The 13,921-nt window shown below is 61.2% G+C and carries 13 protein-coding genes; 10 read left to right on the forward strand and 3 right to left on the reverse strand.

Annotation, left to right across the window (positions count from 1 at the left end; all coding sequences use genetic code 11):
- Positions 1–50: 50 nt before the first annotated feature.
- The gene (locus ACF8MC_RS04635; protein WP_049212107.1) at positions 51–1,091 is read right to left on the reverse strand and encodes an oxidoreductase; all 1,041 of its coding nucleotides are present in this window, start codon (positions 1,089–1,091) and stop codon (positions 51–53) included.
- A 231-nt stretch (positions 1,092–1,322) separates the two neighbouring features.
- Here ACF8MC_RS04635 and ACF8MC_RS04640 point away from each other — a divergent pair, with 231 nt between their 5' ends.
- The 4 genes from ACF8MC_RS04640 (at position 1,323) to rsxC (ending at position 5,246) form a co-directional block, all read left to right on the forward strand.
- Entirely contained in the window at positions 1,323–1,763 is a 441-nt protein-coding gene (locus ACF8MC_RS04640) for a DUF2569 domain-containing protein (RefSeq protein ID WP_019455945.1), read from the forward strand.
- Between the two features lie 135 nt (positions 1,764–1,898).
- Positions 1,899–2,480: an electron transport complex subunit RsxA gene (rsxA, locus tag ACF8MC_RS04645; RefSeq protein ID WP_004938443.1), complete on the forward strand. Its 582-nt coding sequence runs from the start codon at positions 1,899–1,901 to the stop codon at positions 2,478–2,480.
- Entirely contained in the window at positions 2,480–3,052 is a 573-nt protein-coding gene (gene rsxB / locus ACF8MC_RS04650; RefSeq protein WP_004938428.1) for an electron transport complex subunit RsxB, read from the forward strand. Before rsxA ends, rsxB begins: the two co-directional genes overlap by 1 nt.
- Entirely contained in the window at positions 3,045–5,246 is a 2,202-nt protein-coding gene (gene rsxC, locus ACF8MC_RS04655; protein ID WP_342175749.1) for an electron transport complex subunit RsxC, read from the forward strand. Before rsxB ends, rsxC begins: the two co-directional genes overlap by 8 nt.
- Positions 5,247–5,278: 32 nt before the next feature.
- Here rsxC and ACF8MC_RS04660 read toward each other — a convergent pair whose 3' ends face one another.
- Positions 5,279–6,172, reverse strand: a complete 894-nt coding sequence (locus tag ACF8MC_RS04660; RefSeq protein ID WP_033654761.1) for a helix-turn-helix domain-containing protein — start codon at positions 6,170–6,172, stop codon at positions 5,279–5,281.
- 24 nt (positions 6,173–6,196) lie between these two features.
- On the opposite strand from ACF8MC_RS04660, the gene ACF8MC_RS04665 reads away from it, so the two are divergent.
- The 6 genes from ACF8MC_RS04665 (at position 6,197) to dtpA (ending at position 11,717) form a co-directional block, all read left to right on the forward strand.
- The gene (locus ACF8MC_RS04665; RefSeq protein WP_154640954.1) at positions 6,197–6,541 is read left to right on the forward strand and encodes a hypothetical protein; all 345 of its coding nucleotides are present in this window, start codon (positions 6,197–6,199) and stop codon (positions 6,539–6,541) included.
- The gene (gene rsxD, locus ACF8MC_RS04670) at positions 6,538–7,623 is read left to right on the forward strand and encodes an electron transport complex subunit RsxD (RefSeq protein WP_033648202.1); all 1,086 of its coding nucleotides are present in this window, start codon (positions 6,538–6,540) and stop codon (positions 7,621–7,623) included. Before ACF8MC_RS04665 ends, rsxD begins: the two co-directional genes overlap by 4 nt.
- A gap of 9 nt (positions 7,624–7,632) precedes the next feature.
- Positions 7,633–8,262, forward strand: a complete 630-nt coding sequence (gene rsxG, locus ACF8MC_RS04675; protein ID WP_033654762.1) for an electron transport complex subunit RsxG — start codon at positions 7,633–7,635, stop codon at positions 8,260–8,262.
- Positions 8,259–8,957, forward strand: coding sequence for an electron transport complex subunit E (locus ACF8MC_RS04680; RefSeq protein WP_033638408.1), 699 nt, complete (start codon positions 8,259–8,261; stop codon positions 8,955–8,957). The genes rsxG and ACF8MC_RS04680 overlap by 4 nt, the downstream gene beginning before the upstream one ends.
- Positions 8,957–9,598: an endonuclease III gene (nth, locus tag ACF8MC_RS04685; RefSeq protein ID WP_019455952.1), complete on the forward strand. Its 642-nt coding sequence runs from the start codon at positions 8,957–8,959 to the stop codon at positions 9,596–9,598. Before ACF8MC_RS04680 ends, nth begins: the two co-directional genes overlap by 1 nt.
- A 604-nt stretch (positions 9,599–10,202) precedes the next feature.
- Positions 10,203–11,717 (forward strand): dipeptide/tripeptide permease DtpA, encoded by a 1,515-nt coding sequence (gene dtpA, locus ACF8MC_RS04690; RefSeq protein ID WP_060430115.1) that lies wholly within the window; start codon positions 10,203–10,205, stop codon positions 11,715–11,717.
- 77 nt (positions 11,718–11,794) lie between these two features.
- On the opposite strand, the gene ACF8MC_RS04695 is transcribed toward dtpA, so the two are convergent.
- Positions 11,795–13,888: a prolyl oligopeptidase family protein gene (locus ACF8MC_RS04695; protein WP_047567694.1), complete on the reverse strand. Its 2,094-nt coding sequence runs from the start codon at positions 13,886–13,888 to the stop codon at positions 11,795–11,797.
- Positions 13,889–13,921 lie beyond the last annotated feature (33 nt).

Below are 13,921 nucleotides of genomic sequence, written 5' to 3' on the forward strand. Positions count from 1 at the left end.
AGTCGTAAAAAGGCCCGACGTTGCGCCGGGCCACAGAGAAATGGACGGGCTCAGACCACCGGCAGCGCCTGCTGCAGCCGGGCCGATTCCAGCCCCAGTTCGATCAATGCCATCACCGCGATGGCGTCGGCGGCCGGCACCGGGTTTTCGCCGATGCCGGCGATCGCGTCGCGCACCGCGGCGTAATAGGCCGGGTAGTTGCCGGGAATGTTGAGCAGCGGCTGCTCCGCCAGCAGATCGCCACGTGACAGCGTCACCACGCCGTCGCGCATGTCATAGCCCCAGTCGGCCTGCGGCAGGCGCTCGCCGGCCTTCAGCCGGTCTTCCTGCGGATCGAGGCCGTATTTGATATAGCTGCCGCGGGTGCCGTGCACCACGTAACGCGGGCTCTCCGCCGCCGCCAGCATGCTGGCGTGCAGCACCACGCGGCGATCGCCATAGCTCAGCAAGGCGTGGAAATAGTCCACCGCCTGCGCCCCCGGCCGCAATTCCCCCAGATCGACGAACAGCCGGTCGGGCTTGCCGAAGAGTTGCAGCGCCTGATCGAGCAAGTGCGGCGCCAAATCGTACCAGATGCCGCTGCCGACGCCGCCCTGTTCACGCCAGCGCTGGCGCACCTGCGGCCGGTAGCGATCGAAATGCGACTCGAAATACACCACCTCGCCCAGCGCGCCCTCATTCAGCAGCGCTTTCAAGGTAAGGAAGTCGCTGTCCCAGCGGCGGTTGTGAAATACCGACAGCAGCAAACCGCTCTGCTGCGCCTGCTGTTGCAGTGCCTGCGCTTGTGACAATGTCACGGTAAACGGTTTATCCACCACCACGTGCTTGCCGGCGGCCAGCGCCTGCTGCGCCAGCGGGAAGTGGGTGTCGTTGGGAGTGGGAATCACGATCAGATCGAGGGTGGGATCGGCGAACAGCGCCTGCGCATCGCCCACCACCGCCATCGACGGCCAGTCGGCGTGCACTTTGCCGGCATCGCTGCTGGAGACGGCAGCCAGCTCCAGCCCCGGCGTACCGGCGATCAGCGGCGCATGAAAGGTTTTGCCGGCGTAGCCGTAACCGACCAGCCCGACACGAATTTTCTCAGCCATGGGATTTCCTCTTGCAGGCTCACGACAGACCTTTCGATTTGACACCATGCGGCCGGATGGAACAAGAAGTAAATGAGATGTTAATTTGAGGCGGGCTTAATACGGCGTCGAGTAGCCAAACGTGCTGCCACCCGCCGCGATGCCGAGCTATCCGGTTGATTGAGATGACGAAGCCGGTATTACCCGCTAAGCTATGCCGCCTGTGATCCCCGTTTCAATCAGGAAGCCTTTATGTCTCAAGCTGAATACTCTCGTATCGGCGGTTGGTTGCTGGCCCCGATGGCCTATCTGATCGTCACCCTGCTCAGCGCCAGCCTGATGCTGCTCCTGTACGCCATGGCGATCTTCATGCCCGAATCGCGCGACTATCTGCTGACCAACGCCCAGGCGTTTACCCTGCAATGGTACTTTTCGGTGCTGACCACGCTCTTGATGTGGTGCTTCACCCTGTGGCTGCTGTGGCTGTTTTGCCAGCGCTCGCAGCGCTTTCCCAAACTGTTCTTGCTGTGGCTGCTGATCACGGTGCTCCTGGCGGTGAAAGCCTTCGCCTTCGCGCCGGTGCCGGATGAAGTGGCAGTGCGCAGCCTCGGCTGGCCGCTGCTGATGGCGGCGCTGCTGGTGCCTTACATCAAGCGCTCGCAGCGGGTCAAAGGCACCTTTACCGAACGTTAAGGGCGGTTGCAGCACGTTTTATCGGGTGTTTTGTGTAAATTTTCGCCAAAAAAGGCAATACCCCTGCGATTCATATGTTGTCGTCCGGCCGCCGATTCCCGATAATAGGCGGCTTTTATTTTTTTAGGCATCGCAATGACCGAATACCTGCTCCTGTTTGTCGGCACCGTACTGGTGAACAACTTCGTTCTGGTGAAGTTTCTTGGCCTGTGCCCGTTCCTCGGCGTTTCCAAGAAGCTGGAAAGCGCCATCGGCATGGGAATGGCCACCACCTTCGTCATGACGCTGGCCTCCGTCAGCGCCTGGGTGATCAACACCTTTATTCTGGTTCCGCTGGATCTGGTGTACCTGCGCACGCTCTCCTTCATTCTGGTGATCGCCGTCGTCGTGCAGTTCACCGAGATGGTGGTGCGCAAGACCAGCCCGGCGCTCTACCGCCTGCTGGGCATCTTCCTGCCGCTGATCACCACCAACTGCGCGGTGCTGGGCGTGGCGTTGCTTAACGTTAACCTCGGCTACAACTTCCTGCAGTCCGCCGTGTACGGCTTCAGCGCCGCCGCCGGTTTCTCGCTGGTCATGGTGCTGTTTGCCGCCATTCGCGAACGTCTGGCGGTCGCCGACGTGCCGGCGCCGTTCCGCGGCTCCTCGATCGCGCTGATCACCGCCGGGCTGATGTCGCTGGCCTTTATGGGCTTTACCGGGCTGGTGAAATTCTAATGACTGCGTTGTGGATAGCTATCGCGGCTTTAAGCGCGCTCGGGCTGCTGTTCGGACTGGTGCTGGGCTACGCCGCGCGCCGTTTTGAGGTGGAGGAGGATCCGGTCGCCGAGCAGGTCGACGCGATCCTGCCGCAGAGCCAGTGCGGCCAGTGCGGCTACCCCGGTTGCCGCCCCTACGCCGAGGCGGTGGCCAACGGCGAGATGATCAACAAATGCGCGCCGGGTGGCGAACAGGTGATGTTGAAACTGGCGGAGCTGCTCAACGTCGAGCCGCAGCCGCTGGGCAGCGAAGCCGCCGCCGAACCGGAGCGTAAAGTGGCCTATATCGACGAGGCCAACTGCATCGGCTGCACCAAGTGCATTCAGGCCTGCCCGGTGGACGCCATCGTCGGCGCCACCCGCGCCATGCACACCGTCATCACCGACCTCTGCACCGGCTGCGACCTGTGCGTCGCCCCTTGCCCTACCGACTGTATTGAAATGAGACCGGTCGCCACCACCACCGCCAACTGGAAGTGGGACATGAAGACGATCCCGGTGCAAGTGATCCACGTGGAGCAACATGCTTAATCTGTTCGCCGCCTTTAAAAAAGACCGGATCTGGGATTTCAACGGCGGGATCCATCCGCCGGAAATGAAAACGCAGTCCAGCGGTGCGCCGCTGCGTGTCGCTCCCCTGCCCAAGACCTTTATCATTCCGCTGCAGCAGCATCTGGGGCCGGAAGGCGAGCTGTGCGTCAATGCCGGCGATCGGGTGTTGAAAGGCCAGCCGCTGACCGTCGGCCGCGGCCGCACCGTGCCGGTTCACGCCCCCACGTCGGGCACCGTCAGCGCCATCACGCCGCACATCACCGCGCACCCTTCCGGGCTGACGGAGCTGTGCGTGATTATCGAGGCGGACGGCGAAGACCGCTGGTGCGAGCGCGATCCGGTGGCTGACTACCGCCAAGCGCCCGCCGCGGATCTGATTCAACGTATTCATCAGGCCGGCATCGCCGGTCTGGGCGGCGCCGGTTTCCCGACCGCCAGCAAACTGCAGGGCGGCATGAGCGGCGTGGAAACGCTGATCCTCAACGCCGCCGAGTGCGAGCCTTACATCACCGCCGACGATCGCCTGATGCAGGAACATGCCGATCAGATCGTTGAAGGCACGCAGATCCTGCAACATATTCTGCAACCCAAGGTCACGCTGATCGGCATCGAAGACAACAAACCGGAGGCGATCGCGGCGCTGAAGCAGGCGTTGCGCGGCCAGTCCGGCATTGCGCTGCGCGTTATCCCCACCAAATACCCGTCCGGCGGCGCCAAACAGCTGACCAAGATCCTGACCGGCAAGGAAGTGCCGCACGGCAAGCACTCCTCTGCCATCGGCGTATTGATGCAAAACGTCGGCACCGCCTTCGCCATCAAGCGAGCGATCGTCGACGGTGAACCGCTGATTGAGCGCGTAGTGACCCTGACCGGCGACGCGATCGAGCGCCCGGGCAACCTGTGGGCGCGCATCGGCACGCCGGTGCAGCACCTGCTTGACTTCGCCGGTTTCCGCCCGCAGGCGCAGCAGATGGTGGTCATGGGCGGCCCGCTGATGGGCTTCACCCTGCCTGCGCTGAACGTGCCGATCGTTAAGATCAGCAACTGCATTCTGGCGCCGACGGTCGATGAAATGACACCGCAGGAGCCGGAGCAGTCCTGCATCCGCTGCGGCCTGTGCGTAGACGCTTGCCCTGCCGGGCTGCTGCCGCAGCAGCTGTACTGGTTCAGCCGTGGGCAGGAGCACGACAAGGCGCGCAACCATAACCTGTTCGACTGCATTGAATGCGGCGCCTGCGCGTTCGTCTGCCCCAGCAACATCCCGCTGGTGCAGTACTACCGTCAGGAAAAGGCCGAGATCAAGGCTATCGATCTGGAAGCGGCGCGCGCCGCCGAGGCCAAGGCGCGTTACGAAGCCAAGCTGGCCCGCCTGGAGCGCGAGAAGCTGGCGCGCGAAGAGCGGCACAAAAAAGCCGCCGTCAAACTGACCGACGACGATCAGGGTGCGGTGCAGGCCGCGTTGGCGCGCGTGCGCAGCAAAAATGCCGAAGCGGCGGTCACGCCGGTCGACGGCCAGCAGCCGGATAACAGCGAGATGATCGCCGCCCGCGAAGCGCGTAAAGCGCAGGCGCGTGAACGCCGCGCCCAGTTGGCGGCCGAGGCGGAAAAAGAGGCGCCACCGGCGGCCTCCGGCGACGACGCGCGCAAAGCCGCCGTGGCCGCGGCGCTGGCCCGCGTGAAAGCGCGCAAGGAAGCGCCGGCCGCAGACAACGCCGCCCCGGCGGCAACAGAGGACGATCCGCGTAAAGCGGCCGTTGCTGCCGCCCTGGCGCGCGTCAAAGCCAAAAAGGCAGAGCAGCAGGCAGATACCCCAGCCGCAGCGGAACCGGCTCCGGCAAGCGCCGAAGAAGATCCGCGCAAGGCGGCGGTTGCTGCCGCTCTGGCGCGTGTCAAAGCCAAGAAAGCGGCGCAGCAGGCAGATGCCCCTGCACCGGCGGAAACGGCGCCGGCAGCCGCCGAAGAAGACCCGCGCAAGGCGGCGGTCGCGGCGGCTATCGCCCGAGCCAAAGCCAAGAAAGCGGCGCAGCAGGCGGACGCCCCTGCAGCGGCGGAAACGGCGCCGGTAACCGCCGAGGAAGATCCGCGCAAGGCGGCGGTCGCGGCGGCTATCGCACGCGCCAAAGCCAAAAAAGCCGCCAGGGAATCGCTGGCGGCGGAAACGGAAGACAAATGATGACAGCGGCGCCTGGCTGACGTCGGCGCCGTTTAATCGATAGAGATCAGGTAGGTGTAATCCACATCAATCTGGCGCAGTTTGGATTCCGGATTCCACTCTTTGGTTTGAATGATCTCCATTTCCATACTGCCGCGCACTTCATCCTTCAGCCCCGGCATTACATGCGACATCAGGTAGCCGAAAAACTGCAAACACTCTTTCGCCGAACCCTTATGGTTGATGGAGATAAACTCGCGGCTCGGCAGATGGAAAGTGTCGATTTGATAGTTGGAAAGAATATCCTTTTTGTGTTCAGGATCGACCGCCATCACCAGCGTGGATGAGAGCTCGTCGCCCTCCCCGGCATGAGGGGAGTAGATGCTGTAAATCCGCCGACAGTCGACGTGCAGCCCCTTGAAGAAGTCGTTGAAAATCTCGTCCTTCATCGCCATGCAGGAAGAGTACTCCAGCTCCTGTTCGGAGGCGAAATCCAGCCGGCGCGTGAAACCGACCAACTGCATCTCGGGCAGCGTCAGCCGCTTCACTTCCGGGTAATAACCGGCGCCGTAGCTGGCTTCGAAGTTAAAGCGCGGCATCAGGTTTTTCACGTCCCAGTGCGTCATCGAACGGTAGCGATTGGGCGTGGTGCCGAAGCGCTGCTTGAACATGCGGGTAAAGGTCTGCTGCGAGTCGAAGCCCAGCTCATCGGAAATGTCGATGATCGAGCGACGAGTAATGCGCAGCGCCACCGCGGCGCGCGTCAGGATACGCGAACGGATGTAGGTGGCGAGTTGAATGCCGGTAATACGCTTGAATTTACGCTGCAGATGCCACTTGGAATAGCCCGAAATACGCGCGACTTCATCCAGGTTTGGCCGTTTCTCCAGATGTATCTCCACCCACTCAATTAGCTCTTCAATAAAAAAAATGTCTTCATTTGTCATTATTATGGGTTCACTGACTCAATAATGTTCGCGATAGTAACCTACACGGATTATGTGAAAGTTGTTATTTTGTGCGGAAATCTGGTGAAAAATGATATTTCATTCATGCGGTTAACCCATTTATTGCGGTCGATGGCGGCACAAGTTCCACTGACAATTCCTCACGTTAGCCCATTTTCCAGCCAAAAAAAAATCAAATCGCGCCGTCCCGATCGCCAGATGCGCGGAAAGCCGAATACCCCTATCATTAAGGCGTATTACCCTCGCATCGAATCAGGTAGAATGCTCGGCTATTATTTTTGCCGCGCCCGCAATTCGGCGCATCGAAACTGCCGCAGGCGCGGCGCAGAAGGTATCGTTACTCTATGAAGTTCAGGCCGGTATCACCCACAGCCGCCAAAGGCTTACACATCGCCAGCTCGCCGTTCACCCACAACCAGCAAAGCACCAGCCGCATCATGCTGTGGGTGATGTTGGCGTGCATTCCCGGCATCGCGGCGCAGATTTGGTTCTTCGGCTACGGCGTATTGATTCAGGTGGCGCTGGCGGCGATCGTCGCGCTGGCCGCAGAAGGCGCGATCCTCAGGCTGCGCAAGCTGCCGGTGCGCAGCCGGCTGGCGGATAACTCCGCCCTGCTGACCGCGCTGCTGCTCGGCATCAGCCTGCCGCCGCTGGCCCCGTGGTGGATGATCGTTATCGGTACCTTCTTCGCCATCGTCATCGCCAAGCAGCTGTACGGCGGCCTCGGGCAGAACCCGTTCAACCCGGCGATGGTCGGTTACGTGGTGCTGCTGATCTCCTTCCCGGTACAGATGACCAGCTGGCTGCCGCCGGATGAGCTGCGCGCCACCGCGCTGTCGCTCCACGACACGCTGCTGGCCATTTTCAGCGGCCATACCTCGCAAGGCGCGACGCTGCACGAACTGCAGATGGGCGTGGACGGCATCAGCCAGGCCACGCCGCTCGACGGCTTCAAAACCGGCCTGCGCAGCGGCCACAGCGTGGAACAGGTGTTGCAGCAGCCGCTGTTCGGCGGCGCGCTGGCCGGCATCGGCTGGCAATGGGTCAACCTCGGCTTCCTGGCCGGCGGCCTGTTTATGCTGGCGCGCCGCCTGATCCATTGGCAAATCCCTTTCAGCATGTTGGCCGCCATCGCCTTCTGCTCTGGCCTTGCCTGGTGGATAGATCCGGCGCATCAGGCTTCGCCGCTGATTCACCTGTTCTCCGGCGCCAGCATGCTGGGCGCGTTCTTTATCGCCACCGATCCGGTCAGCGCCTCCACCACGCCGAAGGGCCGCCTGATCTACGGCGCACTGATCGGCGTGCTGGCCTGGCTGATCCGCGTCTATGGCGGCTACCCCGACGGCGTGGCTTTCGCGGTGCTGCTCGCCAACATCACCGTCCCGTTAATCGACCACTACACGCAGCCGCGCGTGTACGGCCATCGCTGAGGAGCCGCCATGCTGAATTCCATGAGAAAGCACGGCACCACGCTGGCGGTGTTCGCGGCGGTCACCACCGGCCTGACCGCCGTGGTCTATACCTTGACGAAAGGCACCATCGCCCATCAGGCGGCGCTGCAGCAAAAAGCGTTGCTCGATCAGGTGGTGCCGCCGGAAAACTACGACAACATTATGCAGAACGAATGCCTCCTGGTCAGCGATCCGGCGCTGGGCGACGGCGCGCCGCACCGCTTGTACCTGGCGCGCAAAAACGGGCAACCGACCGCCGCCGCGCTGGAAACCACCGCGCCGGACGGCTACTCCGGCGCCATCAAGCTGCTGGTCGGCGCCGATTTCAACGGCACGGTGCTCGGCACCCGCGTGATTGAACACCACGAAACCCCGGGGCTGGGGGACAAAATCGAACTGCGCATTTCCGACTGGATTTCCTTCTTCAGCGGCAAGAAAATCGAAGGCCCGGACGATAAGCGCTGGGCGGTGAAGAAAGACGGCGGTATGTTCGATCAGTTCACCGGCGCTACCATCACCCCGCGTGCGGTGGTCAATGCAGTGCGCCGCACGGCGTTGTATATGGAAACGCTGCCGCCTAAACTTGAAAGCTTACCTGCGTGTGGAGCCGCCGAATGAGTGAAGCCAAAGAATTGATCGTCCAGGGGTTGTGGAAGAACAACTCCGCCCTGGTGCAGCTGCTGGGCATGTGCCCGCTGCTGGCGGTGACCTCCACCGTCACCAACGCGCTCGGCCTGGGGTTGGCCACCACCCTGGTTTTGGTCTTGACCAACGCCTCGATTTCCGCGGTGCGCCGCTGGGTGCCGAGCGAAGTGCGTATTCCGATCTACGTGATGATCATCGCCGCGGTGGTGAGCATCGTGCAGATGCTGATCAACGCCTATGCCTTCGGTTTGTATCAGTCGCTCGGGATCTTTATTCCGTTGATCGTGACCAACTGCATCGTGGTCGGCCGTGCCGAAGCGGTGGCGGCGCGAAAACCGGTCGGCCTCTCGGCGCTGGACGGTCTGGCCATCGGCCTCGGCGCCACCGGCGTGATGGTGACGCTGGGCTCGATGCGAGAACTGTTGGGCAACGGCACGCTGTTCGACGGCGCCGACCAGCTGCTGGGCGGCTGGGCCAAGTCGCTGCGCATCGAAGTGGTGCATTTCGACAGCCCCTTCCTGCTGGCCATGTTGCCGCCGGGCGCCTTTATCGGCCTGGGGCTGCTGCTGGCGGTCAAATATCTGATCGACGAAAAAATGAAGGCGCGCAAAGCCCGCGCCGTGGCGGTGGAACCGCTGCTGGAACAAGGACGTGCTGAGAAGGCCTGATGAACAAGCAGAAGCGACTGGAAATTCTGACCCGGCTGCGCGACAACAACCCGCATCCGACCACCGAACTGGTGTACACCACGCCGTTTGAACTGCTGATCGCGGTATTGCTGTCCGCACAGGCCACCGACGTCAGCGTCAACAAAGCGACCGCCAAGCTTTATCCGGTCGCCAACACCCCCGCCGCCATGCTGGCGCTGGGGGTTGATGGCGTCAAGGAGTACATCAAGACCATTGGTCTGTTCAACAGCAAGGCCGAAAACGTGATCAAAACCTGCCGCATGCTGCTGGAGCTGCACGGCGGCGAAGTGCCGGAAGATCGTGCCGCGCTGGAAGCGCTGCCAGGCGTCGGCCGCAAGACCGCCAACGTGGTGCTCAATACCGCCTTCGGCTGGGCGACCATCGCCGTGGACACCCACATCTTCCGGGTGTGCAACCGCACTCACTTCGCGCCAGGCAAGAACGTCGATCAGGTGGAAGAGAAGCTGTTGAAGGTGGTGCCCGCCGAATTCAAGGTCGATTGCCACCACTGGCTGATCCTGCACGGCCGCTATACCTGCATCGCGCGCAAACCGCGCTGTGGCTCCTGCATTATCGAAGACCTGTGCGAGTATAAAGAAAAGGTTTATCCGGAATCCTGAGTCTGTTGGGTGCGGCAAACCGCACCCGTCGCCACTTCTCCCCCCGCCAGCGCCTCTTTTTTATCGGAAATGTGATATCGCGCAGCAGTAACCCCGGCAATTTCGAGGTTTTCAGTGAAAAACTCAGTGCCGTGTTATTTTCAAGCGAAAAATTAGTCGAAAATTGCGGTGAACGTCACGCTTTCAGGATCACAAGGCGTTCACAAATGCCAGTACCGTTTTCCCAAATTTCTATAATTTTACAAAACGCGCCATGTACACAACATTCCAACGGATTAATAACCTCACCTACACTGATGCGCTAAAAAATAGCAATTCAGCAGAATATATCCCTGTTTAAAATTCGTATAGCTTTTAATCAAAACAAAAAATCGGCAAACCATTAAAACCCGAAAGTTAATACTGCATAACATTTGCAACATCGCGGCATAATCCTGTGGGCGTTAAATGTAACCGAATATGACAAACTGCTTGCCTCGTTGACAAAGATAGTGAACATTAACCGCCGTCCCCATCCTATAACAACGCAAAAGGATGCCGTTCCGCATCAACTTTTGTACTTTCCCGTCCTCCAAAGACGGGCTGCGAAAAAACAGAGGTACCAGTGTCAACAGCAAACAACCAACATCCGGAGAGCGTTAGCCTTAACGCGTTCAAACAACCGAAAGCGTTCTATCTGATCTTCTCGATCGAACTGTGGGAGCGTTTCGGCTACTACGGCCTGCAGGGCATCATGGCGGTTTATCTGGTCAAGATGCTCGGCATGAGCGAAGCCGACTCCATCACCCTGTTCTCTTCCTTCAGCGCCCTGGTATACGGTTTCGTCGCCATCGGCGGCTGGCTGGGCGACAAAGTGCTGGGCGCCAAACGCGTGATCGTGCTCGGCGCGCTGGTGCTGGCCGCCGGTTACGCCATGGTGGCTTACTCCGGCCACGACATCTTCTGGGTCTACATGGGCATGGCGACCATCGCCGTGGGCAGCGGTCTGTTCAAGGCCAACCCGTCCTCCCTGTTGTCCACCTGCTATGAGAAAGACGATCCGCGTCTCGACGGTGCCTTCACCATGTATTACATGTCGGTGAACATCGGTTCCTTCTTCTCTATGCTGGCCACTCCGTGGCTGGCGGCGAAATACGGCTGGAGCGTGGCGTTCTCGCTGAGCGTGGTCGGCATGCTGATCACCCTGGTCAACTTTATGATGTGCCGCAAGTGGGTGAAGGAAAACGGTTCCAAGCCTGACTTCAAGCCGCTGCATCTGCCGAAACTGCTGATGGTGCTGGTCGGCATCGTGGCGTTGATCGCCGTGTCCAGCTGGCTGCTGCACAACCAGGTGATCGCGCGCTGGGCGCTGGCCCTGGTTTCCGCCGGCATCGTTCTGGTGTTCGCCAAGGAAACCTTCGCCCTGCACGGCGCCGCTCGCCGCAAGATGATCGTCGCCTTCCTGCTGATGCTGGAAGCGGTGGTGTTCTTCGTGCTGTACAGCCAGATGCCAACCTCGCTGAACTTCTTCGCCATCCACAACGTGGAACACAGCATCTTCGGCGTCGCCTTCGAGCCGGAGCAGTATCAGGCGTTGAACCCGTTCTGGATCATGCTCGCCAGCCCGATTCTGGCCGCGATGTATAACAAAATGGGCGATCGCCTGCCGATGCCGCACAAGTTCGCTTTCGGCATGATCCTCTGTTCCTGCGCCTTCCTGGTGCTGCCGTGGGGCGCCAGCTTCGCCAACGAACAGGGCATCGTGTCGGTCAACTGGCTGATCCTGAGCTACGCGCTGCAGAGCATCGGCGAGCTGATGATTTCCGGCCTGGGTCTGGCGATGGTGGCGCAGCTGGTGCCGCAGCGTCTGATGGGCTTCATCATGGGCTCCTGGTTCCTGACTACCGCCGCCGCCGCGCTGATCGCCGGTAAGGTTGCCGGTCTGACCGCCGTCCCGAGCGACATCAACGACGCGCACGCTTCGCTGGCCATCTACAGCCATGTGTTTATGCAGATCGGTATCGTCACCGCCGTCATCGCTATCCTGATGATGCTGACCGCGCCGAAGCTGTATCGCATGACGCTGGACACCACCGAAGACGCCAATCAGAAAGCGCAGGAAGCCACCGCGGCTCGCTGATCGCCGGCAGATTGAGACGTAAATAAAAACACCGGAGTTAACGCCCCGGTGTTTTTTTATGCCTGCAAGAAAAAGGCTTACGCTGACTTGGGTTTGCCGCTCAGGTTGGCCCACATGAACTCGCTCACCAATGCGCTGTGGAACGCCGCCTGTTGCTTGTCGGCGGCGGCGCTGTGCCCGCCTTCGGTATTCTCGTAGAAATAAGCCTGCTGATACCCCATCGCCTGCATGCGCGCCGCCATTTTGCGGGCGTGGGCCGGGTTGACCCGATCGTCGCTGGTCGCGGTATAGAACAGCACCGGCGGATAGGCCGTTTTCGCCTGAATGTTGTGGTACGGCGAGAAGGTTTTGATATAAGCCCACTGCTCCGGCTTGCTCGGGTCACCGTATTCGGCGATCCACGACGCGCCGGCGGAAAGCTGCGTATAGCGCTGCATGTCCAGCAGAGGCACTTCGCAGACGATGCAGCCGAACAGCTGCGGATACTGCGTCAGCATATTGCCCACCAACAGGCCGCCGTTGCTGCCGCCGCGCGCGCCCAGATGCGGCGCCGAGGTCACCTTGCGTGCGATAAGATCTTCGGCCACGGCGGCGAAATCCTCGTAGGCGCGATGGCGATTCTGCTTGAGCGCCGCCTGGTGCCAGGCCGGGCCGTATTCGCCGCCGCCGCGGATGTTGGCCACCACGTACACCCCGCCGCGCTCCAGCCAGGCCGGCGCCTTGCCGCCGAGATAGCCCGGCAGCAGCGGCACTTCAAACCCGCCGTAGCCATACAGCAGCGTCGGCGTGCTGCCGTCCGATTTGAGATCTTTGGCGGCAATCTGGAAATACGGCACGCGGGTACCGTCCTTGGAACGCGCAAAATGCTGGCTCACCTGGTAGCCTGACGCGTCAAAATCCTGCGGCGCCTGTTTCAGCAGCGTCGCCTCACCGCCGTCGAGATTGCCCATGTACAGCGAGGTCGGCTGCAGGAACCCGCTGACGGTCAAGAAATAGGCGTTGCTCTCTTCGTCGATGCCGCCGGCGGAAATGGTGCTGATGGCGCCGGGGTTGCCCAGCGGGCGACGTTGCCAGCTGCCGCCCTTCGGCGTCAGCACTTCCAGCCGGTTGACCACGTTATCCATGATGCTGAGGATCAGATGATCGCGGGTGCCGCTGTAGCCGCTCAGCGCCTGCTCCGCCGTTGGGGTAAACAGCGGCTGCAGCTCGCGCTTGCCCGCCAGATAGTCATCGAAGTTGGCCGCCAGCAGCGCGCCGGACGGATAGCGCTTGCCGCCCACCTCCCAGTCGCTGCTCGGTTTAATCAGCAGCCATTCACGGTGCGTATCCAGCTCGGCGTCGGCCGGGATGTCGATTTTGATCTGCCGGCCGTCCTGAGCCAGCAAGAAGTAGTCGCGGCGATAGAAATCCAGGCTGCGGCCGACGAAATCGCGCTCAAAGCCCGGCGTGCGATCGTGATAGGCGAAGACCGCCATGTCCTCAGGCTGCGCTTCGTACAGCGTTTCGGCGGCGCTCAGCGGCGTGCCGCGCCGCCAGCGTTTGGCGATGCGCGCGTAACCGGACTGGGTCATCGAGCCGGGGCCGAAATCGGTGGCGATGAACAGCGTGTCCCGATCGACCCAGGAAACCCGGCTTTTCGCCACCGGCACGTTGAAGCCGTCCTTGACGAAGCGTTTGGCCACCAGATCGAATTCGCGGATTTCGGTGGCGTCACCGCCGTCCGGCGACAGCTGCATCAGGCAATAGCGGTATTCCGGCGCCAGCGGTTGTGAGCCCTGATAGACCCAATCCTTGCCCTCCGCCTTGCCCAACGCGTCGATATCCAGCACCGTTTCCCAGGCCGGTTTGGCCTTGCGGTACTCGTCCAGCGTGGTGCGCCGCAGCAAGCCGCGCGGATTGGCCTGATCCTGCCAGAAGTTGTAATAGTACTCGCCGCGCTTGCTCACCCACGGGATTTGGGTGTCTTTATTGAGGATATCCAGCACCTCGCGCTCAATGCGCTGAAAGTCTTCGCCCTGGCCGAAACGCGCCACGGTGCGCTGATTTTCCTGCTGCACCCATTGCAGCGCTTTTTTACCCTGCAGCTCTTCCAGCCACAGGAATTCATCGCCGGCGGCCGCGCCGCCTTCCGCCGCCATCGCCAGGCGGATACTGTTGGGTAATGAAGTCATCGCGAATACGGCTCCTGCGGTTTGCGCACTGAG

The sequence above is a fragment of the Serratia sp. LACPHL-BACT-2024-00286 genome, assembly GCF_043109535.1.
Lineage (GTDB): Bacteria > Pseudomonadota > Gammaproteobacteria > Enterobacterales > Enterobacteriaceae > Serratia > Serratia sarumanii.